General features: G+C 63.9%; 27 protein-coding genes and 1 tRNA gene. 18 read left to right on the plus strand and 10 right to left on the minus strand.

What is annotated here, in order from left to right:
• The first annotated feature begins 25 nt into the window (after positions 1–25).
• From AC3WOS_RS16100 to AC3WOS_RS16120, 5 genes are read left to right on the plus strand one after another with little or no spacing between them, the layout of a single operon-like run.
• Positions 26–580, plus strand: coding sequence for a DUF2141 domain-containing protein (locus tag AC3WOS_RS16100; protein WP_492717032.1), 555 nt, complete (start codon positions 26–28; stop codon positions 578–580).
• Between the two features lie 10 nt (positions 581–590).
• On the plus strand, positions 591–1,265 hold the full coding sequence (locus AC3WOS_RS16105) for an ABC transporter ATP-binding protein (protein ID WP_492717033.1): 675 nt from the start codon (positions 591–593) through the stop codon (positions 1,263–1,265).
• Positions 1,262–2,497 (plus strand): ABC transporter permease, encoded by a 1,236-nt coding sequence (locus tag AC3WOS_RS16110; protein ID WP_492717034.1) that lies wholly within the window; start codon positions 1,262–1,264, stop codon positions 2,495–2,497. The genes AC3WOS_RS16105 and AC3WOS_RS16110 overlap by 4 nt, the downstream gene beginning before the upstream one ends.
• A 9-nt stretch (positions 2,498–2,506) precedes the next feature.
• Positions 2,507–3,247 carry an outer membrane lipoprotein-sorting protein gene (locus AC3WOS_RS16115; RefSeq protein WP_492717035.1) on the plus strand — a complete coding sequence of 247 codons (741 nt, stop codon included), beginning with the start codon at positions 2,507–2,509 and terminating at the stop codon, positions 3,245–3,247.
• A 2-nt stretch (positions 3,248–3,249) separates the two neighbouring features.
• Complete coding sequence (locus tag AC3WOS_RS16120) at positions 3,250–4,503, plus strand: hypothetical protein (protein ID WP_492717036.1); 1,254 nt, start codon at positions 3,250–3,252, stop codon at positions 4,501–4,503.
• Positions 4,504–4,576: 73 nt separating this feature from the next.
• Here the strand turns inward: AC3WOS_RS16120 and AC3WOS_RS16125 are convergent, their stop codons facing one another.
• Both AC3WOS_RS16125 and AC3WOS_RS16130 read right to left on the minus strand, forming a co-directional pair.
• Positions 4,577–4,789 carry a hypothetical protein gene (locus tag AC3WOS_RS16125; RefSeq protein ID WP_492717037.1) on the minus strand — a complete coding sequence of 71 codons (213 nt, stop codon included), beginning with the start codon at positions 4,787–4,789 and terminating at the stop codon, positions 4,577–4,579.
• Between the two features lie 90 nt (positions 4,790–4,879).
• Positions 4,880–5,545, minus strand: coding sequence for a hypothetical protein (locus AC3WOS_RS16130; RefSeq protein WP_492717038.1), 666 nt, complete (start codon positions 5,543–5,545; stop codon positions 4,880–4,882).
• A gap of 740 nt (positions 5,546–6,285) precedes the next feature.
• Here AC3WOS_RS16130 and AC3WOS_RS16135 point away from each other — a divergent pair.
• Both AC3WOS_RS16135 and AC3WOS_RS16140 read left to right on the plus strand, forming a co-directional pair.
• Positions 6,286–6,795 (plus strand): DUF6622 family protein, encoded by a 510-nt coding sequence (locus tag AC3WOS_RS16135; RefSeq protein WP_492717039.1) that lies wholly within the window; start codon positions 6,286–6,288, stop codon positions 6,793–6,795.
• A 96-nt stretch (positions 6,796–6,891) separates the two neighbouring features.
• Positions 6,892–7,641: a hypothetical protein gene (locus AC3WOS_RS16140; RefSeq protein ID WP_492717040.1), complete on the plus strand. Its 750-nt coding sequence runs from the start codon at positions 6,892–6,894 to the stop codon at positions 7,639–7,641.
• Positions 7,642–7,694: 53 nt separating this feature from the next.
• Here the strand turns inward: AC3WOS_RS16140 and AC3WOS_RS16145 are convergent, their stop codons facing one another.
• A complete protein-coding gene (locus AC3WOS_RS16145; RefSeq protein WP_492717041.1) occupies positions 7,695–8,006 on the minus strand; it encodes a cupin domain-containing protein in 312 nt (103 codons plus the stop codon).
• A gap of 144 nt (positions 8,007–8,150) precedes the next feature.
• On the opposite strand from AC3WOS_RS16145, the gene AC3WOS_RS16150 reads away from it, so the two are divergent.
• On the plus strand, positions 8,151–9,107 hold the full coding sequence (locus tag AC3WOS_RS16150; RefSeq protein WP_492717042.1) for a helix-turn-helix domain-containing protein: 957 nt from the start codon (positions 8,151–8,153) through the stop codon (positions 9,105–9,107).
• 9 nt (positions 9,108–9,116) lie between these two features.
• Here the strand turns inward: AC3WOS_RS16150 and AC3WOS_RS16155 are convergent, their stop codons facing one another.
• The 4 genes from AC3WOS_RS16155 to AC3WOS_RS16170 all read right to left on the minus strand — a co-directional run bounded on the left by AC3WOS_RS16155 (position 9,117) and on the right by AC3WOS_RS16170 (position 12,087).
• Entirely contained in the window at positions 9,117–9,920 is an 804-nt protein-coding gene (locus tag AC3WOS_RS16155; RefSeq protein WP_492717043.1) for a hypothetical protein, read from the minus strand.
• A 71-nt stretch (positions 9,921–9,991) separates the two neighbouring features.
• Complete coding sequence (locus tag AC3WOS_RS16160; RefSeq protein WP_492717044.1) at positions 9,992–10,750, minus strand: UDP-2,3-diacylglucosamine diphosphatase; 759 nt, start codon at positions 10,748–10,750, stop codon at positions 9,992–9,994.
• A 138-nt stretch (positions 10,751–10,888) separates the two neighbouring features.
• A complete protein-coding gene (locus tag AC3WOS_RS16165) occupies positions 10,889–11,383 on the minus strand; it encodes a peptidylprolyl isomerase (protein ID WP_492717045.1) in 495 nt (164 codons plus the stop codon).
• 77 nt (positions 11,384–11,460) lie between these two features.
• Positions 11,461–12,087, minus strand: a complete 627-nt coding sequence (locus tag AC3WOS_RS16170; RefSeq protein ID WP_492717046.1) for a peptidylprolyl isomerase — start codon at positions 12,085–12,087, stop codon at positions 11,461–11,463.
• A 282-nt stretch (positions 12,088–12,369) separates the two neighbouring features.
• Between AC3WOS_RS16170 and cysS the strand changes: the two genes are divergently transcribed.
• The 8 genes from cysS (at position 12,370) to AC3WOS_RS16210 (ending at position 20,804) form a co-directional block, all read left to right on the plus strand.
• Complete coding sequence (gene cysS / locus AC3WOS_RS16175) at positions 12,370–13,761, plus strand: cysteine--tRNA ligase (protein WP_492717047.1); 1,392 nt, start codon at positions 12,370–12,372, stop codon at positions 13,759–13,761.
• Entirely contained in the window at positions 13,761–14,423 is a 663-nt protein-coding gene (locus tag AC3WOS_RS16180) for a DNA-3-methyladenine glycosylase family protein (protein WP_492717048.1), read from the plus strand. Before cysS ends, AC3WOS_RS16180 begins: the two co-directional genes overlap by 1 nt.
• Before the next feature lie 64 nt (positions 14,424–14,487).
• Positions 14,488–15,462, plus strand: a complete 975-nt coding sequence (locus AC3WOS_RS16185; protein ID WP_492717049.1) for an acetyl-CoA carboxylase carboxyltransferase subunit alpha — start codon at positions 14,488–14,490, stop codon at positions 15,460–15,462.
• A 221-nt stretch (positions 15,463–15,683) separates the two neighbouring features.
• Positions 15,684–17,078 carry a tRNA lysidine(34) synthetase TilS gene (tilS, locus tag AC3WOS_RS16190; protein WP_492717050.1) on the plus strand — a complete coding sequence of 465 codons (1,395 nt, stop codon included), beginning with the start codon at positions 15,684–15,686 and terminating at the stop codon, positions 17,076–17,078.
• 141 nt (positions 17,079–17,219) lie between these two features.
• Positions 17,220–18,467, plus strand: a complete 1,248-nt coding sequence (locus tag AC3WOS_RS16195) for an aspartate kinase (RefSeq protein WP_492717051.1) — start codon at positions 17,220–17,222, stop codon at positions 18,465–18,467.
• A 114-nt stretch (positions 18,468–18,581) separates the two neighbouring features.
• Positions 18,582–18,674: transfer RNA gene (locus AC3WOS_RS16200), tRNA-Ser, on the plus strand.
• Positions 18,675–19,234: 560 nt separating this feature from the next.
• Positions 19,235–20,101: a transposase gene (locus AC3WOS_RS16205; RefSeq protein ID WP_492717052.1), complete on the plus strand. Its 867-nt coding sequence runs from the start codon at positions 19,235–19,237 to the stop codon at positions 20,099–20,101.
• 151 nt (positions 20,102–20,252) lie between these two features.
• A complete protein-coding gene (locus AC3WOS_RS16210; RefSeq protein ID WP_492717053.1) occupies positions 20,253–20,804 on the plus strand; it encodes a hypothetical protein in 552 nt (183 codons plus the stop codon).
• Here AC3WOS_RS16210 and AC3WOS_RS16215 read toward each other — a convergent pair.
• From AC3WOS_RS16215 to AC3WOS_RS16225, 3 genes are all read right to left on the minus strand, one after another.
• Entirely contained in the window at positions 20,801–21,028 is a 228-nt protein-coding gene (locus tag AC3WOS_RS16215; protein WP_492717106.1) for a DUF885 family protein, read from the minus strand. The two genes, AC3WOS_RS16210 and AC3WOS_RS16215, sit on opposite strands and share 4 nt — an antisense overlap.
• Positions 21,029–21,311: 283 nt before the next feature.
• The gene (locus AC3WOS_RS16220; RefSeq protein WP_492717054.1) at positions 21,312–21,974 is read right to left on the minus strand and encodes a response regulator; all 663 of its coding nucleotides are present in this window, start codon (positions 21,972–21,974) and stop codon (positions 21,312–21,314) included.
• Between the two features lie 84 nt (positions 21,975–22,058).
• Positions 22,059–22,310 carry a hypothetical protein gene (locus AC3WOS_RS16225; protein ID WP_492717055.1) on the minus strand — a complete coding sequence of 84 codons (252 nt, stop codon included), beginning with the start codon at positions 22,308–22,310 and terminating at the stop codon, positions 22,059–22,061.
• Between the two features lie 719 nt (positions 22,311–23,029).
• Here AC3WOS_RS16225 and AC3WOS_RS16230 point away from each other — a divergent pair.
• Positions 23,030–23,968 carry a LysR family transcriptional regulator gene (locus AC3WOS_RS16230; protein ID WP_492717056.1) on the plus strand — a complete coding sequence of 313 codons (939 nt, stop codon included), beginning with the start codon at positions 23,030–23,032 and terminating at the stop codon, positions 23,966–23,968.
• A gap of 157 nt (positions 23,969–24,125) precedes the next feature.
• Positions 24,126–24,629 (plus strand): cupin domain-containing protein, encoded by a 504-nt coding sequence (locus tag AC3WOS_RS16235; RefSeq protein WP_492717057.1) that lies wholly within the window; start codon positions 24,126–24,128, stop codon positions 24,627–24,629.
• The last annotated feature ends 5 nt before the right edge of the window (positions 24,630–24,634 follow it).

The following is a 24,634-nucleotide window of genomic DNA, read 5'->3' on the forward strand; positions in this document are numbered from 1 at the left end:
CGGCCTTAGCAAGAGGATGGAATCGATGCAGCAGTCTCAAATCAAGCAAGTGCGCAAGCAGGTGCGCAAGCCGGTGCAGCCAGTTCCCGGCGCTGGCGGCAAACGCTGGCGCCTGATCGCCGGCGGCGCGGCCGCTGCCGCCTGCGCCGGCCTGGTCGTGGCGGCATTGTGGTGGCGCACGCCTGCCGTGCCGGCCATGGCGGCTGTGCCGGCAGGCGCGGGGGCGAGCGCTGGCCTGACAGTCAACCTGACCGGCGTGGCCGGCAACCAGGGGCAGGTGCTGGCCGCGCTGTGCGACAGGGACAGCTTCCTCAAACGCTGCCGCTACATGTTGATGGTGGCCGCGGCGCCGTCGGTCAAGCTGCATTTCAATCACGTGGCGCCGGGTAAATACGCCTTGATGGCATTCCATGACGAGAACGCCAACGGCACGTTCGACAAAGCCGCCAACGGCATGCCGCTGGAGGGTTATGGTTTCTCCCGCAACGCCAGGGGCAAGTTCGGGCCGCCAACGTTCGACGATGCCGCCATCGACCTGCAACCCGGCACGACGTCCATCGACGTCGAACTGGCATATTGACGGGCGGCGCATGACAGCCATCGTGGAAGTGGACGCCGTGTCCCGGCACTTTGAGCGCGGCGGTGAACGGATCGTGGCGCTCGATGCCGTGTCGTTTTGCATCGACCAGCCCAGCGTGACGGCCGTCGCCGGTCCGTCCGGCAGCGGCAAGAGTACGCTGCTGGCCATGCTGGCCCGCTTCGACCGGCCCGACAGCGGCACCATCACGGTCGGCGGCGAGCGGCTGGACCGTATCGCCGAAGGGCAGCTGGACCAGTACCGCAACCGCAAACTGGGCTTCGTGTTCCAGCAATTTAACCTGGTGCCGGCCCTGTCCGCCCAGGAGAACGTGGAGCTGGCGCTGGCCATGCACAAGCTGCCGGCGGCCGAACGGCGCCGCCGGGCGGCGGCGGCGCTGGAACAGGTCGAGATGGGACACCGGCTGCGCCACACGCCGGCCGAGCTGTCGGGCGGGCAGCAGCAGCGCGTCGCCATCGCGCGCGCGCTGGTGAACCAGCCTGGCCTCGTGATCGCCGATGAACCGACCGGCAACCTCGATGGCAGGACGGCCCAACATCTGCTGGAGCTGATCGGCCGCCTGCAGCGCGAGCTGGCCACCACCTTCATCATCGCCACCCACGACCCGCGCGTGATGGACATGGCGCAGCGCGTGATCCGGCTGGCCGACGGGAGGCTGGCCGCATGACGCAGTGGGCCATGCTCGCGCTGCGCAATGTGCGGCGCAACGGACGGCGCGCGCTGCTGCTGTCCGGGACCATCGCCGTGGGTACGCTGGCGCTGCTGCTGTTTGTCTCCTACATCGCCGCCGCGCTGGACGGCCTGCGCGAGAGCACTATCCGCAGCGGCCTGGGACATGCGCAGCTGGCCGGCCGCGGCCAGTTTGACGGTTACGCCGAGCAGCAGCTGCAGTTTGGCCTGGACCGGAGCCAGCTGGACCGGCTGGAAGCGCTGCTGGGCCGCCAGGAGCAGGTGCGCCGCGTGGTGCCGCGGCTGCTGTTCGGCGGGCTGGTGTCGAACGGCCCGCGCACGCTTAACTTCGAGGGCACTGGCGTCATGCCCGAACGCGAGCGGCAGGCCTTCGGCGCGTTCCAGACCTTGTTGGCCGGCGCGCCGTTGCGGGCCGGAGTGGAAGGACGCTACCAGGTTTTGCTGGGCAAGGAGATGGCACGCCGGCTGTCGGTGCGGCCTGGCCAGTCCGTCACGCTGATGACGAGCACCGTCAACGGCAGCATCAACGCCATCGACGTCGACGTGGTGGGCCTGGTGGCCACCGGCGTGCCGCAGACGGACTTGTACCTGTTGCAGCTGCCGCTGGAGACGGCGCAGGCACTGCTGCGCACCGATAAGGTGTCCAGTGTCGCCGTGCTGTACCGGGACACGGCGCGGTCCGATGCCACCTCCGCGTTGCTGCGCCAGGCGCTGGCGCAGGAAGGGCAGATCGAGCTGCGCACCTGGCAGCAGCTGGCGCCCCTGTACGCGCAGGTGCTGGCCCTGTATGGCAACCAGTTCGTCGTGTTCGGCGTGGTGATCTGCATCGTCGTGTTCCTGGGTGTGGCGGCCATGACGCTCACCACGATCTATGAACGCTCGAAGGAGATCGGCACCATGCGCGCCATGGGCATCCCCCATGCGATGGTGCGTCGCCTGTTCGTGCTGGAAGGCTTGCTGCAGGGCGTCGCGGGTGCGTGTGCGGGCGCGCTGGCCGGCTATGTCGCCACACTGGCAATCAATGCTGCTCACATCGAGCTGGCGCCGCCGCCGGGGCGTAACGTCGGCGTGCTGCTGCAGCTGCTGTGGGTGTCCGAGTACAGCGCCGCCATCGTCTGCGTGCTGCCGCTGGTGGCTATGGCGGCCGCCTGGATCGTCAGCCGCCGCATTGGCCGCATGCCCATCATGGCATCCCTTTCCTTACAGTGAGCTAGCACCATGGACGAATTTACATTACGTGGCGCATGGCGCTGGACCTTGCTGGCTGCCGTGCTGGTGGCATGCCCCGCGCTTGCGGCGGTGCCGTCGGCACAGGACATCTTGCGCCAGGTGGACCATTACCGTTTGCCGCTGGACAGCTTCGAGGCTGCCGTGCGTATCGTGCCGGTCCAGGGCGGCAAGGAACAGGAGCCGGGCACCTACGTAGTGCGCGGCGCCAACCACAACCAGGCACTGGTGGAGGCGACCAGCGTGGACCAGCGCGGTGAGAAATTTCTCACCACGGACGGCGGCATCTTTTTCTACGCGCCGCGCACGCGCCGGGCGATCCGCCTGACGCCGCTGCAGACCCTGCGCGGCAAGGCGTCGATCGGCGACCTGGCCCGCATCAGCTTTGCCAACGACTACGATGCGGCGCTGGCCGATGCGCCGGCAGGTTGCGCGGACGGCTGCATTGCGCTCGACCTGCGCAGCAAAAACGAGGCGGCCACCTACACCCGCATCACGCTGCTGGTCGGCAAACAGCGCGGCCAGTACGTGCCGCTGAAGGCCATGCTGCACGTGGCCAGCGGCAAGCTGCTGAAGGTAGCTTTGTTCGACACCGCCAGCGGCGGCCTGCCGCCCACCACGCGCTACCTCGATCCGCAGCTGCCGGACGATGAAACGCGCGTCGTGTATGAAAAAATCAAGGCCGTGGACTTCGCGCCCAGTACCTTCAACCCGCGCAGCCTGGAACAATGAAGGTGCGGCTGACGGCAATCGTGGCGGGCGTGCTGCTGTGCTGCAGCGCCCGCGCCGACGAGGGCGCCGACTGGTTCGGCGGCTTCGTACTGGGCAGCGAGGAGGCCGCGCACCTGCAATCGACCCCGCTCAATGCCGACAACTTCCTCGGCATCCCGCGACGCAAGACCACGTTCGCCACGCTGCTGGAGGGGCGCTACCGCGACATCACCTGGCGCACCCGCATCGAAGCCCGGCATACCGACGTTGACGGCCAGCATACGGGCTTCAGCGCGACGGTGCAGGAATTGAACCGGGTGTTCCAGCTATCGCCAGCCGTGACGCTGTCGACCGGCAAACGGCTATATGCCTTGGACCCGGCCTTCGTCAACCAGCCGCTCGGTTTCCTGCAAAAGCGCACGGACTTGAGCGACCCGCTCGACACGTTGGGTCAGTCCGAAGGCTTGCCGATGGCGGTGTTGAGCTGGACGGACGCACGGGCCAGCGCGACAGCGATTTACAGCAAGGACGCGTGGCGCCATGCGGACGGCTACAACCGCGGGGTGGAACAGGCCATCGTCAGGCTGGGCTACGAGTTCGACCAGCTGAGTGCCAGCGTGCTGCTGCGCCGTGCCAGCGGCGAGAGGGGCGGGGCAGGGCTGGCGCTGAGCGGCGCAGTCGGCGACAGCCTGTCATGGTATGGCTCGGCCTACACGGCGTTGGGCAGCCAGCGGCCGATATTACCGGTCTTGCTGGAGCCAGCCTCCAACGGCGACGCCGGCCCCGAGTCCGGTCCCGGGCCGCTGCGCACCGACGATGGCCGGCGTTACACGCGTGCCACGGTGGGCATGACCTATGTCTTTGCCGCGCTGCCCAAGCTGCAGCTGGAATACGCCTACGATGGCCGCGGCCTGTCCGACGCACAGTTCGCGCGCATGCAGGCGCTGGTCGAGCGCAACGCGCAGGCACCGCTGCCCGATTATGTTCGCAAGGGACTGCAGGCGGCAGTGGTGCAGCTGCTGCCCAGCCAGGGCGCGCGCCGGCGCTACCTCAGCGTGTCGCTGGGGCAGACGGCCGGCGACTGGGAGCTGGGCGGCGGCGTCTACGTGGGCCAGGATGATCGCAGCAAGGTCTGGCACGGCACGGCCGACTACCACTATTCGACCCGGCTCACGCTGATGTTGTCCGCCTTGCGCCAGACCGGGGCGGGGGACTCGGAACGTGCCCTGTCGCCGCTGGGCGGGATCTTGGCGGTGCGCTTGCGCGGGGTGTTTTGAGCAAGAGTTCTTTCTGGAGGCGGCATGGAAACGACAGCTTTGGTGAATAGTCTGTTCGCTCAGTACCCCATGCCTAGTTCCTGAGCTTGTGCAGCCAGTTCCTCCAATGCCTTGCAACGCTCGGCGTCGATGCGACTGTGCGTACCGCACCCTTGTCGTCATGGAAGTCGATCTGCTGGGTATCGGCACGAGTCTGCAGCACGGTCGATAGCGCCCGGCTCGACTCGCGGGCGAGTGCGATGTCCTCTTCCGAGGGCGGCATTTGAGGGACTGCAGTAGTGTTCACGGCGGTCTCCTTTTCGGGCAAAAGTTCAGTCTGAGTCTAATGCCGTTACGTTAGCGGTCTTCTCAATCGACGCTCCAAAAAAAAGGTTCTTCACGGCTTTGCGGGAACGTGCTTTTGTGCCCGGCGTTTGCGTCGAGCCGCTCTCGCCGCACCATGCTTACGCTGGTTGCCATCACTATGGATAGTGTTCTCGAAGCTGGACGAGGCGGCGCTCCTTTTGTTCGGCTTGGACTGGGGTTTCCCAGCGCGCTTGGCACGGCTCGCCGGCGCCGGATGTGGTGATGTGGCGCGATGGACTGCCTGCCCATCGCCACCGAACAGGCGTGCGATGGCTGCGTTCTGCTGCGCCCGGCATACATCGGCCAGCAACCATTGTTCACTGCCGGGGAAGCGCAACCAGAGGGCCTTCCACGCGTTGCGGTTGCCGCTTCCATGCCGGTTGGCGAAGACGGACGGCGAGACGGCCTGCCCGTCAAACAAGACGTCGTCGCCTACAACGACGGCGAAGCTGGGCTTGCCGTCGAAACTGGCGCGCAGCCTGGTTCCGGCCGGAAGAAACAGCTGCTTCCATTGATAGCCGGCCGTATCGGAGTCCGTCGGCGGCTGGCGCTTCGCCGGCGCCGGTTTGATGTAGGCGCGTATGGCCTCGACGATGATAGGTTCCAGCGCGGGGTCCGACCACCAACGACCAGAGTGGTCACCCAATTCTTCCAGCACATCGGCGGGCAAACGGACTTGCTTTTCGTAGACAGCCATGGTGGTGCTCCCGGAGAGGGTGGTTTTATAAACGCAGCTAATCCCCACGAGGGACCACTGCAACGCGCTATCGCGCACTAAAATAGCCGTTGCGGCAACACTAAGTTCTGCTAAACGGCTATATAGGTTTTAGAGGCGTCCCGTGCGTTTTAGTTCCGCGATTTTCCACTAATCAGAGTCAAATCGTGGCGGCCATAGTGGTCTATTACGCGATCGCGCGTTTTAGTAAAACCGAAAAAAAAAGAAGACGGCCGCCTTGTGTCCTGCGGCGTTGCGGCTATCGGAAGAGGCGCGGAAGTGCTTGGAATTCACGCAAATCCCATGAAGAACCAAAAAAATGGGGTACCCGAAAAAGGGGTACGTCCCCATTTTTGAAGAAAAGGGGTACGTCCCCATTTTTCTCCCTGAAGCTGGCTTAGAGGTTCGTTGACTTAACGGCATTACAGTCCGAGTCGATATTAATCGAAATAACCGAAATGGCAATGTCCAAAAGGGGGGGGGAAGGCACAAGTAAATCAAAGAGTTGCTGCTCGCGCCTTGGTTCAAGCTTGGAAGCCATATGCCGTGGTGGTATGAGGTGCGACGACGCTAGCCCCCGGGAGGGGGATGCCACGCCCGCATTTCGCGCCGTCTGCATGCAGTTGGCGCCGTTGCCCCTTCATTTCGTCGCCTCGGCGCCGCCGCCCCGGCCGGCCGCGGCATAGTGGTGACACTTCACCAACCAAGCAACGGAGTCCATCATGATTCAGCAGATTATCAGCCACACCCCGCTCTACGTCTGGGCCATCCTGGCCTTCCTGGTCACGCGCGGCATGGCCGCCAGCGCCGACCGCGAAGTGACCGTGCGCAGCCTGTTCATCATTCCGGCCGTGATGCTGGCCCTGTCGCTGCTTGATCTCGACAACAAGTTCGGCATCGATCACCTGGTTTCGATATTGTGGCTGGCCGGCGCACTGGCCGGCGCCGGCCTGGTATGGCGCAACTTCGACCGCGGCGCCATCGTGTGCGACCCCGCCAGGGGGACGGTGCGCCTGCGCGGCAGCTGGCTGCCGCTGGCGCTGATGCTGGCGATCTTCTGCACCAAGTACGTGGTGGCCGTGCTGCTGCACATGCAGCCTGCAGCCCGCGACAACACGGGCTTCGCGGCGGCGGTCTGCATCATGTTTGGCCTGTTCAACGGCGCCTTCCTGGGCCGCCTGGCCTGCCAGATGGCGGCCTGGCAGCGCGCGGCAGGCGCGGTGCGGGCCTGAGCGGGCAAGATTTCCCCGGTGCGGCGGCGATGCGGGTTGTCGGCGCCGGGCATAGCTTCTACAATCGGCCCCATCGAATTTTCTGATAGGGCAGTCATGGCGATTTTTGGTATAGGTTTGCACGTGCTGGTGGCGCTGTTCTTCGCCGTGCACGTGATCCGCAGCGGGCAGCAGATGTACTGGCTGCTGATCCTGTTTTCGTTCCCCATGTTGGGCAGCATCGTCTACTTCCTGGCGATCTACCTGCCCAATTCGCGCCTCGACCATGGCGCCCGCAAGGTGGTGGCGGCCGCCGCCCGTTCGCTCGACCCCACGCGCGAACTGCGCGAGGCGCGCGCCGCGTTCGACTACACGCCCACCGCGCAAAACCAGATGCGCCTGGCCGCCGCCCAGCTCAATGCGGGCGACACCGATGGCGCCACCGCCAGCTACGAGGCCTGCCTGCAGGGGCCGTTCGCGGGCGACCTGGAGATCCGCTACGGCGCGGCGCGCGCCAATCTGGCCAGCAAGCGGGCGCAGGCCGCCATCGGCCACCTGGAGCTGATACGGCAGCGCGACCCCAATTTCCGCGCCGAGCAGATATCGCTGCTGCTGGCGCAGGCGCTGGCCGGCGCCGGCCGGCAGGACGAGGCGAAGGCGGAGTTCGAATTCGCGCTGGCGCGCTTCGGCAGCTTTGCCGCCCGCGCCGAATTTGCCATCTGGGCCGCCGCCACGGGCGATGCGGCACTGGCGCGTGAACTTCATCGCGAACTGGAACGCACCATGGCGCGCTGGAACGGCGCCACCCGCGACATGAACCTGGCGCTGATCCGCCGCCTCAATTCGGCCATGGCCGGCATCAGGTAAGCGCGGGGCGGAGCGCCGTCAGATGGCAGTAGAGGCTTGCGCGCCGCCGCGCCTTAGCGTTCCATGGCCCGTTCGACTACCAGCACACGTGCTTCGCCGCGCGGATGGGCCACGTGGGCGCATCCTTCCCCCGCAAAGAACACGTCGCCCGCATGCAGCAGGGCGCTGCCTTCCTCGCCCGACTCGCGGTAGAACATCTCGACCGTGCCATCGAGCACGGCAAACACTTCCTCGCCGTCGTTGACGTGCCACTCGAATGGCTGGTCGGTCCAGTGCAGGCGGCTGGAAATGCCGTTCATGGTGGCGATGTCGATCGCGCCCCAGGCGCGGCTGGCCGTAAATTCGCGGCTTCTGATGACTTTCATGGCACATTCCTTTCGGCTGGCGGGCCGCGCGCCCGATGCGGCGACCAACGGCGACAGTGTGACGTCCCAGGCCGCGTGCCGCCAGTGGCCCGAATGCCAGTGTTCGATATAATCGGGCCATTCACTCAACTGGCCGGGAGCGTCATGCAGCCCCATACCATCGCCGTACTGGCATTTGACGGCATCAGCCCATTCCACCTGTCCGTGCCGTGCAATGTCTTCTGCGCCGACTGCAACGAGGGCGGCTCGCCACGCATCGTCTTGCAGGTGTGCGCCCAGCACCGCGGCCTGTTGCGCACCAGCGCCGGTTTCGACATCCAGGTCCGTCACGGTCTGGCGGCGCTGGCCAGGGCCGATACGGTGATCGTCCCCAGCTGGACGGCGCCGGACGACGCGCCGCCACCGGCGCTGCTGCGGGCCTTGCGTGCGGCCCATGCGCGTGGTGCGCGCGTGGTGGGGTTATGCCTGGGGGCTTTTGTGCTGGCGGCGGCCGGCCTGCTGAACGAGCGTCCCGCCACCACGCACTGGCAGGGCGCGGACGAACTGGCGCGCCGCTACCCGCGCGTGCGCGTGCAACCGGACGTGCTGTATGTGGACGACGGCGACGTGGTGACTTCGGCCGGCACGGCCGCCGGCATCGATTGCTGCCTGCACCTGCTGCGCACCCTGTGCGGCAGCGCTGTGGCCAGCCATGTGGCGCGCTGCATGGTGGTGCCGCCCCACCGTCAGGGTGGCCAGGCCCAGTATGTGGAGCGTCCAATGGCCGACGCGGCGGGCGGCGAGCGCTTCCTGGCGCTGCTGGACTGGCTGGGGCGTCATCTGCACCGGCAGCATGACCTCGATACGTTGGCCGCACGCGTGTTGATGAGCCGCCGGAGCTTCACGCGCCGCTTCCGGCAGGTGACGGGAACCACGGTGGTGCAATGGCTGCTGGCGCAGCGACTGGCATTGGCGCGGCAATTGCTGGAGACGAGTGATCATCCGGTGGAGCGGGTGGCGGAGCTGGCCGGGTTCGGTTCGGCGCTGTCGCTACGCCAGCATTTCGGCAAGGTGCTGGGCACCACGCCCAGCCGCTACCGGCGTGAATTCGGCGGCGTTTGAACGGCGCCGTTATGGCTGCTGGCGCGCCTTCTTGCCGTCCTCGGCCCCATGCTCGCTGCGCACGGCGCCGCCGGTGGCGGTGATGGCCTGGTTGATCTTGTCCATCACCTGGGGCGCCACGTCGCGGCTGCAGACGATGTAGCGTTTCAGGCCGGGCGGCATGTCGGGAAAGTCCAGCCGCGTGGTCGATTGCAGCATGGGCTCGTGGCGGTGGACGTATTCCCAATCCTCCCGGTCGACCAGCATGAAGGAAGCCCGGCCAACACCCAGCATGCGCATCATGGACGTGGTATCGACCGTGCGGCGCATGATCTGGTTGGCGCTATGGCTAATCATGGCGTCCAGTTCCGGGCCATACGATACGCCGTCGACCACGCCCAGCGTCAGCTCCTGGTCCGCCAGCAGCGAGGCCAGCGTGGCATGGCTTTTTACGCGCGCCAGTCCGGTCGCCGACACCAGCACGCTGTGCGGCGGGTCGATGGAAATGGGCAGCGTGTATTGTCCCAGCGCCTCCCGCTCCGGCAGGCGATACCAGCTGAACGAGCAGTAGTTGGTGGCGCCGTGGCTGAAATTGGCCCAGATCCGTTTCTGCGGTTCGGGCGCGAGGCGGGTGGCGATGCCGGCTGCGGCGAAGATGGCCTGCGTACGCTCCAGCAAAAAGCCCTTGGGGATGCCGTTGTCCAGGTAGTGGTAAGGCGGCTTGTCGCGCCAGCTCACGGTGATGATGGGCGTGGCCCACGCTGCGACGCTTCCACCCAGCAGCAATAACGCTGCCAGCATGGCGGGGCGCGCGTAATTCGGGACGGTAGGCATATGCTACCGATTATAAGCAGCGCTCAGGGGAAAGTCACGCCGATATCAAATCGTTCATTCCCGTCGGGCAGTCAGGCGGCCGGCGTGCCATCGAGGTTGTGGCGGGTGACGGCGCCTTGCGCGTCGATCGCGATCCAGCCGCCGCGCGGCGGGCTGGCGTCCGGCTCCCAGTCCGGCAGCACGTAGCGGCGCGTGTCGCCCACCGTGTGCAGGGCAGGGCGGTGAGTGTGGCCGTGGATCATGATGCGCGCGCCGGTGTCGGCGAAGACGGCGGCGATGGCTTGCGGCGCCACGTCCATGATCTCATAGGACTTGCTGCCCTGGTCCTTGCGGCTATGCTCGCGCATGCCGGCGATGATGGCCTTGCGCTGGGCCAGCGGCATGGCCACGAACTGCTGCTGCCATTCGGGCTGGCGCACCATGGCGCGGAACTCCATGTACTTGGCGTCGCCGGTGCATTGGGCGTCGCCGTGCAGCAGCACCACGCGCTGGCCGCCGATGTCGGTCACGTGGATTTCCGGCAGCAGGGTCAGTCCGGCCGCCTGCGCGAAGCCGGCGCCGACCAGGAAGTCGCGGTTGCCGGCGATCCAGTACACGGCCACGCCGGCATCGGCCACGCGGCGCAGCGCGGCGATGATGCGCTGGTGATAGGGATCGGACAGGTCGTCGTCGCCGGCCCAGTATTCGAACAGGTCGCCCAGCAGGTACAGTTGCTGCGCGTGGCGCGCATGCTGCTCCAGGAAGGCCAGGAAGGCGTCGGTGGTGTGCGGGTGGGACGCTTGCAGGTGCAGGTCGGAGATGAATAACGCTAGCGGGCGCGGTGTAGGCATTGCAGGATTCCGGAATGTAGCCGGGGCGCCGCTGGCGCCCCGGCTGTCCGCGGGCCGGAAACGACGGCGGGGGCGCCCATGTTTCCGTTCCGGGGAAGGCAGCCGCTGCGGCAGCGGCGGCCCTGGTTCAAACGCCGCTTAGGCGGCCGCTTCCACTTTCTCGATGATCACGTCTTCCGCCGGCACGTCGGCGAACATGCCGCTGCGGGTGGTCTTGACCTTGCGGATCGCGTCCACCACGTCCATGCCGTCGGTGACCTTGCCGAACACGGCGTAGCCCCAGCCGTCCTGGCCTGGGTAGTCCAGGAAGCTGTTGTTCTTGACGTTGATGAAGAACTGGGCCGAAGCCGAGTGCGGGGCCGAGGTACGGGCCATGGCCAGGGTGTAGGGCTCGTTCTTCAGGCCGTTCTTGGCTTCGTTTTCCACCGTGGTGTCGGCCGGCTTTTGCTTCATGCCTGGCTCGAAACCGCCGCCCTGGATCATGAAACCGTCGATCACGCGGTGGAAGATGGTGTTGTTGTAATGGCCGGCGTTCATGTAGGCCAGGAAGTTCTCAACCGTCTTCGGTGCTTTTTCAGCGTCCAGTTCGGCGGTGATCTTGCCCATGTTGGTGGTGATGATTACGGTCGTCATAATAAATCCATGTGGTGAGTTGTTATAAGTACTGTGCCGGCGCGCGCCGTGCGTCTGGCCGGGGCCAAACCGCTATTTTACAGTTTTGGCTGCACTGGGGTCTTCAAAATCGTGGCCGAGGTGATCACCACCGGCACCACGGGCACATTCTGGAACATGCCCTTGTCGTCCACCAGCACGCCCTTGATCTTGTCGACCACTTCCTGGCCCTTGACCACCTTGCCGAACACGGTGTAGCCGAAGCCGTCGCGGCCCGGGTAGTTCAGGGCGTCGTTGTCGGCCACGTTGATGAAGAACTGGGCCGTGGCCGAGTGCGGGTCGGCCGTGCGGGCCATGGCGATGGTGTAGGGGGCGTTGGTGAGGCCGTTGTTGGCCTCGTTCTGCACCGGTTTTTTCGTCGGTTTTTGCTTGAGCTTGGCGTCGAAGCCGCCGCCCTGGATCATGAAGCCGTCGATCACGCGGTGGAAGATGGTGCCCTTGTAGTGGCCGCTTTTCACGTATTGCAGGAAGTTGTCGACCGTCTTGGGGGCCTTGTCGTGGTCCAGCTGGACGACGATCTCGCCCATGCTGGTCTTCATCGACACTTGCGGCGTGGCGTCGGCCGCCAGCACGGCGCCGGACAGGGCGACGCCCGCGAACAGGCTCATGAATTTGGCATAGACGGACATACGGCCGGGCAGGCGGCGTTGCAGTGTTGCATGCATGTTGGGTTCCTGGTCAGTAAGGATGTGCTAAAAAGTAAAGAACTTGAATATTCGCAGGGGGCTGCAAAAAACCTCAGGTATATCGGGCCAGCCGGGATTTTATCAATGCTATACTTGACGACGACGTTCCATTCTAACCCGACAAGGTTGGAAAAAAGAACAATAACGAGGACCCGTCAGTTTCCAAGGCGACAAGACGCGTGCCGGCGCCGCACTCCCCAGTGCGCGCGCCACGGCGTCGTATTGCCTGACTGGCCGGTGCTGCACAACTGCAAGAGCCCGATGAGCAATTTAAAGATTTACAACACGCTGGCGCGTGACAAGCAGACCTTCGTGCCCATGGTGGCCGGCAAAGTGGGCATGTATGTCTGCGGCATGACCATCTACGATTACTGCCACATCGGCCACGCCCGCATGATGATGGCGTTCGACGTGATCTACCGCTGGCTGCGCGCCAGCGGCTACGACGTCAACTATGTGCGCAACATCACCGACATCGACGACAAGATCATCAAGCGCGCCGTCGAGAACGGCGAATCGATTTCCCAGCTGACGGCCCGCTTCACCCGCTACATGGACGAGGACACGACGGCGCTGGGCATCCTGCCGCCCACCCAGGTGCCGCGCGCGACCCAGTACGTGCCGCAGATGCTGGCCCTGATCGAACAGCTCGAGCGCAAGGACCTGGCCTACCAGGGCGCCGACGGCGACGTCAACTACGCCGTGCGCAACTTCCCCCAATATGGCCGGCTGTCGGGCAAGTCGCTCGACGACCTGCGCGCCGGCGAGCGGGTGGACGTCAACACGGGCAAGCGCGATCCGCTCGACTTCGTGCTGTGGAAGTCGTCCAAGGAATCGGAACCGGAAGAGGTCAAGTGGGATTCCAAGTGGGGCAAGGGCCGTCCCGGCTGGCACATCGAGTGCTCGGCCATGTCGTGCGCGCTGCTGGGCGAACAGTTCGACATCCACGGCGGCGGCGCCGACCTGCAGTTCCCGCACCATGAGAACGAGATCGCCCAGTCCGAGGGTGCGTTCGGCCACACCATGGTCAACTACTGGATCCACAACGGTTTCGTGCGGGTCGATAACGAAAAGATGTCCAAATCGCTGGGCAACTTCTTCACCATTCGCGACGTGCTGAAAAAATACGACGCGGAAGTGGTGCGCTTCTTCATCCTGCGCGCCCACTACCGCAGCCCGCTCAACTACTCGGACGCCCACCTGGACGACGCCCGCGGCGCCCTCACGCGCCTGTACACGGCGCTCGACGGCGTGGACGGCGACGGCTTGCCGCTGGACTGGAACGAGGAACATGCCCGCCGCTTCGCCGACGCGATGGACGACGACTTCAACACGCCGCTGGCCGTGGCCGCGCTGTTCGACCTGGTGACGGAACTGAACAAGTCCAAGTCGCCCGTGCTGGCGCGCCAGCTCAAGGGCCTGGCCGGCGTGATCGGCCTGCTCGAGCGCACGCCGCAGCAGTTCCGCCAGGCCAGCGTGGGCCCGGCGGAGGGGCTGGACGAAGCGGCCATTGACGACGCCATCGCGCGCCGCAAGGCCGCCAAGCAGGCCCGCAACTTCGCCGAATCGGACCAGATTCGCGCCGAGCTGCTGGCGGCCGGCATCATCCTCGAAGACAAGCCTGACGGCAGCACCAACTGGCGCCGCGCATAATGGTTTCCGCCAAGGAGATGAACGTGGGCGGCGCAGCCGCGGCGGCGGCCGTGCCGCCGTACTGGGAAGACGCCAAGATCGAGCTGATGAAGCGGGACCGCATCATGAAGAAGCTGATCCCGCAATTTGGCGACCTGCACCTGGTCGGCCATGACGACCCGTTCACCACCCTGGCCCGTTCCATCGTGGGACAGCAAGTGAGCACCAAGGCGGCCGACACGGCCTGGCGCAAGCTGCTGCTGGCCTGTCCCAAGTGCACCCCGGCCCAGGTGCTCAAGGCCGGCGCCGAGCAGCTGGCCGGCTGCGGTCTGTCCAAGCGCAAGACCGAATACATCCTCGACCTGGCCGACCACTTCAAGGCGCGCCGCGTGCACGCCAGCCAGTGGGACCAGATGGACGACGAAGCGGTGATCGCCGAACTGGTGCAGATCCGCGGCATCACGCGCTGGACGGCGGAGATGTTCCTGATCTTTAACCTGCTGCGCCCCAACGTCTTGCCACTCGACGACGCTGGCCTGATCCAGGGCATCAGCGTCAATTATTTTTCCGGCGAACCCGTCTCGCGCAGCGATGCGCGCGAGGTTTCGGCCAATTGGGACCCCTGGCGCACGGTCGCCACCTGGTACTTATGGCGTAGTCTGGACCCGGTTCCTGTAGAATAATGACTCTAATCGCTGAGCGAGGCATTTTTCTGCCCGCCCGGTCGAGCATAAACACGGAGGTACAATGACTAAAACGACTTTCCTCAATTTTGAGCAACCGATCGCGGAACTCGATTCCAAGATCGAAGAGCTGCGCTTCGTGCAAGACGATTCGGCCGTCGACATCTCCGAAGAGATCGACCGCCTGGCCAAGAAGAGCCAGCAGCTGACCAAGGACATCTATGCCAAGCTGACCCCCTGGCAGGTCGCGCAGATCGCGCGCCATCCGCAGCGCCCCTACACCATGGACTACGTGAACGAAATCTTCACCGACTTCCATGAACTGCACGGCGACCGCAGCTACGCCGACGACCTGTCGGTGGTGGGCGGCCTGGCCCGCTTCAACGGCCAGGCGTGCATGGTGATCGGCCACCAGAAGGGGCGCGACACCAAAGAGCGCGCCATGCGCAACTTCGGCATGCCCAAGCCGGAAGGCTACCGCAAGGCCATGCGCCTGATGAAGCTGGCTGAAAAATTCGGCATTCCCGTGTTCACCTTCGTCGACACCCCGGGCGCCTTCCCCGGCATCGACGCCGAAGAGCGCGGCCAGTCGGAAGCGATCGGCCATAACCTGTACGTGATGGCGGAACTGAAAGTGCCGCTGATCGCCACCATCATCGGCGAAGGCGGCTCGGGCGGCGCGCTGGCGATCGCCGTGGGCGACGCCGTGCTGATGCTGCAATACTCGACCTACTCCGTGATTTCGCCGGAAGGCTGCGCCTCCATCCTGTGGAAGACCTCCGAGCGCGCCGCCGACGCGGCCGAAGCGCTGGGCCTGACGGCGCACCGCCTGAAGGCGATGGGCCTGATCGACAAGATCGTCACCGAACCGCTGGGCGGCGCCCACCGCGACCCCAAGCAGATGGCGACCTTGCTCAAGCGCGCGCTGGCCGATTCGCTGCGCCAGTTCCACGGCATGAAGACCAAGGACCTGCTGGAAGCGCGCCACGAAAAGCTGATGAGCTACGGCAAGTTCAAGGAAACCACCCCGCAGGAATAAGCCACAAAAAAATGGGGACGTACCCCATTTTTTTTAAGATTGCGGGTGCTACAAAAAATGGGGACGTACCCCATTTTTTGAGCGGAAATGGGGACGTAACACATTTTTCCGGAAGACGCCGGAACTCGTGTTGCGTCTCTTTTTCGTTCTTTTGGCGAAAATGGGGTACGTCCCCATTTTTTTCGTCCCAGTTTTTCTGTCTTGGAATTTTGGAGTAGCAATTGACGAAGCAACAAATCCCTACGCTGGCGTCGGCATTCGCCGGGACGCTGGCCGCGATGGGGCAGGGCGTCACGGCCCGCATGGCCATCGCCCTTAGCGGCGGACTCGATTCGTCCGCGTTGCTGCACCTGGCTCACGCCTACGCGCGCGAACATGGCAGCGCGCTGCATGCCTTTCACGTGCACCACGGGCTGAGCCCTAATGCCGACGCCTGGCTGGCCCACTGCGAGCAGGCTTGCGCCGCGCTGGGCGTGCCGTTCGCGGCGCGCCGCGTGCAGCTGGACCCGCGCGCCGGCACCGGCACGGAAGCGGCGGCCCGCAAGAGCCGTTACGCCGCCCTGGGCGGCCTGTGCCGTGAGCACGACGTCCAGTTACTGCTGACGGCCCACCACCTGGACGACCAGGCCGAGACGGTGCTGCTGCAGCTGCTGCGCGGCTCCGGTCCGGCCGGCCTGTCGGGCATGGATGCGGCCAACGCCGCGCCCGGCCTGCTGGACCACGATGCGCTGGTGATGGCCCGTCCGCTGCTGTCGGCTTCGCGCGAGCAACTGGCCGCCTACGTGGCCGAACACGCCATCCCCTACGTGGACGATGAATCGAACACGGATCCCCGCTTCGCCCGCAACGCGCTGCGTCACCAGGTGATGCCGGCCCTGGCACTAGCCTTCCCCGGTTTCCAGCAGCGCTTCGCCCGCAGCGCCGCGCACGCCCAATCGGCCCAGCGCCTGCTGACGGAAATCGCCCAGCAAGACCTGGCCGCCTGCCTGGACGGCGACTGCCTCGACATCGGCCAGTTGCGCCAGTTGAGCCTGGATCGCAGCTACAACCTGCTGCGCCACTGGTTCGGCACGCGCCAGCTGCGCATGCCCAGCACGGCCTGGCTGTCCGAGATGCTGACCCAGCTGCTGGAGGCGCGCTACGACGCCCAGCTGCTCGTCACCCATCCCGACTGCCACGTGCGGCGCCACCGCGACCGCCTGTACCTGACGCCCAAGCTGGCCGACTTGCCCGGCACCCGCGAAGACCGGTTCGACCAGAGTCCGGGCCAGGACTTCGTGTGGCAGGGCGAAGCGTCGCTGGCGTTCCCGGCCTATGGCGGCGTGCTTCACTTCGACGTGGCCGACACCGGCTTCGCGCCCGACTGGCTGCGCAGCCAGGCGCTGGTGATCGAGTTCCGCCGCGGCGGCGAGCGCCTCAAGCTGGCGCCCAACCGTTCCACCCGCCCCTTGAAATACCACTACCAGGCCTGCAATATTCCGGCCTGGGAACGCACCCGCCTGCCTGTCGTGCGCACGGGCGCCGACCTGCTGTACGCGGCCGGCATCGGCATGGATTGCCACCACCTGGACAGCGGAGCAGGGCCGCACATCAGCTTGCGCTGGGAGTCTGTATAGACAAGCTTTCACCCGCGCAATTTGACATGTAGATATACCGATACAGTATGACTTTATGCCTTTTTTGACTTGTTATTTTGCAGTGCGGCATGTACAGTAAAGGGCTCCATTTACTCCTATTTGAGCGGAAAACTCACTGTTATGGCTTTAATCGTGCACAAATACGGCGGTACGTCGATGGGTTCGACGGACCGTATCAAGAACGTCGCGCGTCGCGTTGCCAAGTGGCATGACGCTGGACACCAGATCGTCGTGGTGCCGTCGGCAATGTCGGGCGAAACCAACCGCCTGATCTCGCTGGCGAAGGAAATCCAGGCCCAGCCCGACCCACGCGAGCTCGACATGATTGCCTCCACCGGCGAGCAAGTGTCGGTCGGCCTGCTGTCGATGGCGCTGCTGGCGATCGGCAAGCAAGCCGTGTCGTACGCCGGCTGGCAAGTGGCGATTAAAACCGATTCCGCTTTCACCAAGGCCCGCATCCAGTCCATCGACGACGAAAAAGTGCGGCGCGACCTCGACGCCGGCAAGATCGTCATCATCACCGGCTTCCAGGGTGTGGACGAGCACGGCAACATCTCGACCCTGGGCCGTGGCGGCTCGGACACTTCGGCCGTGGCCATTGCCGCCGCCATGAAGGCCTCCGAATGCCTGATCTTCACGGACGTGGACGGCGTCTACACCACCGACCCGCGCGTGGTCTCGGAAGCGCGTCGCCTGAAAGCGATCACGTTCGAAGAGATGCTGGAACTGGCCTCGCTGGGCTCGAAAGTCCTGCAGACCCGTTCGGTGGAATTTGCCGGCAACTACCGCGTCCCCACGCGCGTGCTGTCGTCGCTGACCGACCCGATGCTGGACCTGGAAGTAGAAGCCAACTCGGGCACCCTGATTTCGTTTGAGGAAGATACACACATGGAACAAGCAGTCATCTCCGGCATCGCATTCAACCGTGACGAAGCCAAAATCACCGTGTTGGGCGTGCCAGACCGTCCGGGCGTGGCGTACCACATCCTGGGTCCGGTGGCCGCAGCCAACATCGAAGTGGACATGATCATCCAGAACCAGTCGGTGGATGGCAAGACCGACTTCACCTTCACGGTCTCGCGCAACGACTACGCCAAGGCGATGGACGTGCTCAACGCCTGCAAGGACGAGCTGGGTGCATCGAGCTTCACGGGCGACGCCAAGGTATCGAAGATCTCCGTGGTTGGAGTGGGCATGCGCAGCCACGTCGGCGTAGCATCGCAGATGTTCCGTACGCTGGCCGAAGAAGGCATCAACATCATGATGATCTCCACCTCCGAGATCAAGATTTCCGTCCTGATCGACGAGAAATACATGGAGCTGGCGGTGCGCGCGCTGCACAAAGCGTTCGAGCTGGAAAAAGAGTAAATATTTCGAAAAAAAATCGCCGGTAACCTTGACCAAACAAGTCTTGGCCTATACTATGGCGGTCGTCTGCTCTAGCGCAGTTTGGTTAGAAAGACATAGTTGAGAGATCGACTAGGAGACGTGGCCGAGTGGCCGAAGGCACATCCCTGCTAAGGATGCATACGGCTTATACCTGTATCGTGGGTTCGAATCCCACCGTCTCCGCCAGAACAAAGCAAAAAGCCTCCCCTGCGGGAGGCTTTTTGCTTTGTGCCGGACGGAGACGGTGGAATTCGAAGACGGAGCCCCCTAGCGGGGGCGAAGGCTCTCCGAATCGCCCGACTGCTGGCCCTGTGGGCCAGCCTCGCGCGCCGAGGGCGCGCGGCGTGTGCGTTACCGCAAAGCTCCCAAGCCGAAAAGCTCCCAAGCCGCCAAGGTCGCCGGGGTCCCGGGGTCCCCGGGTCCCGGGGTCAAGTCTGACATTCGGACACGACCTCGGCTGTAGTGACTGAACGACCCGATCAGTCGCTGCGCGATCCCACCAGCCGCCGTGCGGAAGGCAAAGGCCACGCTTGGTTCGTTTGCGGATTAAGGGGGGCGCGCCTCATGGCGAGCCACCGGGGCCAGATCTGACTTTTGGACACGAAGTCGGCTGTAGCGTCTGCATTGAAGGTACGCGCTCCGATGCGAATTCGCGCTGAAACGGGTCTCGGAAAGAACGGCGCCGATTGGCCATATCACTGAGACTAGTCAGTGTCGCGCGAAATGAGGCCTGCTAAATTGCGGGCATGGTCCGACCGCTCAGAATCGAATTTCCGGGAGCTCTCTATCACGTCACGTGCCGCGGCAACCGACGTGAGAGCATCTATCGACAACGGCCCGACCGTCTCGCTTGGTTGCTTGAATTAGAGCGGACCTGTCGACGGTTCCATTTTGTGGTGCACGCGTATTGCCAGATGACGAATCATTTCCATCTGCTCATCGAAACGCCGGAGGGAAATCTCGGCCAGGGCATGCGGCAACTAAACAGCGCGTATTCGCAGTTTTACAATCGACAACACGGTTTGCTTGGCCACGTCATGCAAGGGCGGTACAAGGCCGTCCTAGTGCAAAAAGAGGGATACCTGCGCGAGTTGGCGCGCTACATCGTATTGAATCCCGTTCGGGCAGGTATCGTCAGCAGGCCCGGCGATTGGGAGTGGAGCAGTTATCAATTCATGATGGGCGACGACCCCGCTCCGCCTTGGCTGGCGGTCGAGTGGCTGCTCGCTTGTTTTGGCTCGGATCGGGTGAAGGCGCGGCTGGCTTATCAAGAATTTGTGGCAGAGGGAATGGGACTGGAGAGTCCATTAAAGAAGGTTTGTTTCCAATGTCTACTCGGCGATGAGGGTTTCATCGCGCAGCATCGAAAGGTAGCGGACGACCTGATGTCCCGAGAGATTGCGAGGGAGCAGCGGCGCGCGCTGACGATGTCGCTCGATGAATATGCGGTGAAATTTGCGCCGCGTGAAATGGCAATGGCTGAAGCTTATAAATCGACATCGTATTCGATGGGGCAGATTGCGGCATACTTTGCGGTGTCTACAAAAACGGTAAGCCGGGCAGTGGCGGCAATGGAACGCGCTGCGGTTACGGTCAAAGTGGAGGACGGATGAGGCTGTGTCCGAAAGTCAGATCTGACCCCGGTGACGTGCGAAAGTCAGATCTGACCCCGGTGACGTGACCCCGGTGACGGGTGAGAAAGTCAGATCTGACCCCGGTGATGCGGTGATGTTACACTTCGCCCTTACATTCAAAAGCTAAGCCATGACCAACAAAAAACAGCCTCCTGCCAAACAGTCAGCCGAGGCGCCCATTGGGCGGGTGCTCAATCCCTTCCTGAACGCCGAGTTCTACAACCGGATGCGCGACTACACCGAGCGCGACGCTGCCTTTTCAAAGGAGTTGAAATCCATCGCCGAAAGTGGCGCGGGAAAGCAAAGCACCGACGCGCGCACGGCGCCGTCGCTGCAGTTACTGCGTGCCGTCGTCAAAAAAGGCTTGTCGCTGGATGCCATGCTTGACCGCATCGTGCAAGGTGTGGAGCTGGGCCTGTGGGAGCCGTGGTTGAGCGCTTTCGGTATTGAGATACGCGGCGTCAATTACACTAAGCCGGAGCAGCGCAACGCTCGCCTGGCGCTCGACATGAGCCTGGCATGCAAGGTTAATTCCGTCTTCGCCAATGCCGGCGTCGCCAACTGGCGTAGCCTGGTGGCCGAGGACTGTGCGCAAATCCAGATCGACAAGCCGACCGAAAAGACCGGCGCCAAGATCTACGCCATTTTCTACTTGGACGCGCCGGACAAGTCACGCGGCTAGTGCGCTTGGCGGCGGGCGTGCTTAACTTTCCTTTGTGCGGCGATTCCGCGATTGACTGCCGCATCGAATACGCCGAGTGAAACCGAGCCGTGAGATAGTACTTCGTTGTGGCAGGCGTGCAAATCAAAGGCCGGGCCCTGCGCGTTTTCAGGACGGGCGCGCAGTTCTCGCTGCTTCAACTTGCGGAACTTGTAGCTGATGGCCTGGCCGGCACCGCAATGCAGCGCTTGACTCCCCCACCGCCGTCACCTCGTCCTGCGCTCATTGTCCTTGAAGTATGCGATCGCCTGCTCGCGCGGTGCCATTGTTGCTATGCGGGTAGAGATGGCGGCCAGCCAGGTTTGATTTCGCTATTTGAAGCGTGAGCGTACCGGGGGCCTGACGGCCGTTTGGTCGGTGGGGTAGGCAGGGGGAGGAGCAAATTTCCACGTCGTCTCCCCCCAACACCCCAAATACCCCCGCGCAATTCAAAATCACGACAACAAATGACGGGAAGCCTGCCCCGTCCTAAAGCACCCCGGACGAATCGGGCGCGGCCCGCAACTCATGATAGACAAACGCCTCGCGTATCAGCTCACGCAAGGCATCGTCCTGCCACGGCTTGTGCAGGAATTTAAACAGCGTCCCGCGACTGACCGCGTCGACCACGGTAGCGAAATCCGCATGCCCCGACAAAATGATACGTATCGTATCGGGGTAGAGTACCCGCACCCGCGACAGAAACTCCGTGCCGCTCATGGCCGGCATACGCTCGTCCGACAGAACGACCTGTACCGGATGCTCGGCCAACAATGCCAAGCCCTGCGCAGCGCTGGCGGCCGTCAACACCCTGAAGCCCTCGCGCCGGAACGAGCGCTGCAGCGCGGCCAGTACATTGGGTTCATCATCGACCATCAGCAGCGTCCTGCGCTGTGCCAGCTGCGCGTCCGGCAACCGGGAGGCATGCTGGCGCACCGGCGCGTCCACATATTCCGGGGCCGGCAATGGCCGGCTGAAGCAATAGCCCTGTAACTGATCGCAATGATGCCGGTGCAGACAGCTCAGCTGGCCCGCCGTTCCCACCCCTGCACCCACCACGGGCGACTGCAATGCATGGGCCAGCGCGATGGCCGAGCGGCAGATCGCCGCGTCGCCGGGATCATGACCGCAGATCGCTGTCAGTTGGGCCATAAAGCCTCCTTGGGGCAAGCCCCGTCTAAAGTAGCGCCTGTTGTTGCCTGTGCAAAATCGCGCCAGGCCGGCGCCCGGCTAAAGCTACGGTGCCGGAACACCCATCAGCGTCCTGATTTCAGCGATGCTCAGCCTGGTCGCGTCATGGATCAGAATCACGAGCTCGGCCGGCACCGGCAGGCGCCGATGCCGCACCTTGCTCAGTTGGGGCGGCGCCACGCCCAGCACGCGCGACAAGGCCACATCGGTCCTTAAATCGAGCGTTGCCAGCACGGTATCGAGCAACCGGTTTGGGTCGTAGTTGGGATCGGCGAGTAATTTGGATGGCGCTTTCATGAACGTCGCTCCTCTCTCTGCGTGGTGGTCAGTGCCCGGCCGCTGTCTGACTGTGAAAAGATGGATGTTGCCGAGTGAAAATCTATTGCTGTCAAGTTAGACTAACATGACTTTCCTGTCAAATAGAACTTAACTACCGCCCCGAAGTATTGATGGGATGGAAGTCGGACGCGCAGACCGCCGCGCAAGTGGGGGCTGGCGTACATACCGGCATGCCGTCAGGGGATAGATTGACGACAATACAGCCTCAGTGATCACTCGAACGGGAGCACAACCATGGAAACCACAGCCTCCAGCACATCATCGGTGCAAACCGTGATGCAATCCTGTATAGACGCCAGTTCCACATGCCACCACACGTGCAGCTGCAAATTGGCCGCCGTCTGGCAGACCTCATTTTGCCCCGTTACCCTTGGCAGGAGCGGGGCGGGTTTAGCCTGCCCCGTGGGGCGCGGTTATTCGTCCCGATGATACATCTTATTACAAATGATGATTGGCGGAATATCTTGCAATGCAGCATAATTCACCTGTCTCCTCCAACTCTTCCAAGAATTGGATTTAACCCGCCCTCTGTTGGCGGGTTTTTTTTTGCCGCGCACAGTGCGATCCGTTGGCCCGGCGTGGAACGCGGCGGCACCGGGACCGCGCCCCGGCGCGTACTGGAAAAAAGCGGGGCGGCGCCTGGCATGACCACCGCAGGCTGATGCTATCATCGTGCGATGGACATCTATCTTGCAATTGAAGCATTCGTCAGCGTCGCCGAAACCCAAAGCTTTGCCGAGACTGCCCGTCGCATGCGGCTGTCCAAATCCGTCATTACCACCCGCGTCCAGCAGCTCGAGCAATTCGTCGGCTCACCGCTCTTTCACCGCAACACCCGCAATGTCCAGCTGTCCGAAATAGGGCAAGCCTTCGTGCACGAATGCGCGGAGCTGGTCACCCGCACCGACCAGCTGGTCGGCCAGATGCGCGGCCACACGGGCGCGGTGGCGGGGCGGCTGCGGATCCACGCCTTGCCGGGTTTCGTGCTGGGCCGCATGGGCGTCTACCTGCGCGAGTTCCAGGCCCAGTATCCCGGCATCCTGCTCGACCTGATCGTCAACGACGCCGTGGTCGACCCGGTCAAGGCCGGCGTCGATTGCGCCTTGCAGATCTTCGAGCCCAGTTCCGACGAGCTGATCGGACGCGAAGTGTTTACCGTGCGGCGCGTGTTCTGCGCCTCGCCCGACTATCTGCGACGCCACGGCGCGCCGGGCAATCCGCGCGAACTGTACGACCACACGCTGGGCCTGTATTCCGGCTATCCGACCCGCGACCGCTGGATCTTCGACCGTCCCGGCGAGCAGGTATCGCTTGACCTGAAGCCGGCGCTGCGCTCGAACAGCGTGCACCTGCTGAAGGAATACGCGTGCGAACACGCGGGCATCGCCTGCCTGCCGACGCTGGTGGCGTCCGACGCCATCCTGGCCGGCCAGCTGCGGATCGTGCTGGACGACTGGAGCCTGTCCTCATTTCCGTTTTCCGTCGTCTATGCCCGGTCGCACCGGGGCGAAGTCAAGCTGCGCCTGTTTATCGAAAGCCTGCTGGCCAGCTTCTCCGGCGAGCCGCCCTGGGACCGGGCCCTGACCGAGCGCGGCCTGCTGCCGCCGCTGCGCTGATACGCACCCGGGCACGTCACGCCGCCACTGGCAGTCATTGTTTGGAAATCCAGAACGCTCCAGTCGTGTGCCGTGGACTACTCGCAGCCGTCATTGTTCCCTAGACTGCAAGGCAGGACGACACGCAACGGTCGCCATTCCGCCAACAGGAGACAACATGACACAGTACACCACCAGGTTCGGTTCGCTGGACAGCTATGAGAAGGGCGGCGTCCAGGTAATCAACGACGACGCCAGGCATTACGCCTTTTCCAATTGTTTCGAAATCGCGAGCAAGGCGCGGCCTTACGAAAAAGTCGTTTTCGGCATCAACCAGATCTACGTGCTGGAAACCATCCGCGCCGAGGGCCGTTCGCCCTGGTATGCCTGCGCCCACGACGAGTTCGTGCTGTGCATGGACAGGGAAGTGGACATCATGCTGGTCAAGCTGGACCCGGCCGCCCGGATCGCCGACCAGGACAAGAACGGCGCCGTGCTGGTGGAAGGTGAGCCGCAAGGCCGGCCCATGGGCTGGATGCGCGTGCGGCGCGGCCACCAGGCGCTGCTGCCCGCCAACACCGCTTACTGCTTCAAGGCCGCTGCGCCCGCCGTGCTGATCCTGCAGACCTGCCTGGGCGAGTTGTCGGTCGAAAAATGGGCAGACATCTGCCAGGCCGCCTGAGTACC

The sequence above is a fragment of the Rugamonas sp. FW305-51 genome, assembly GCF_058786935.1.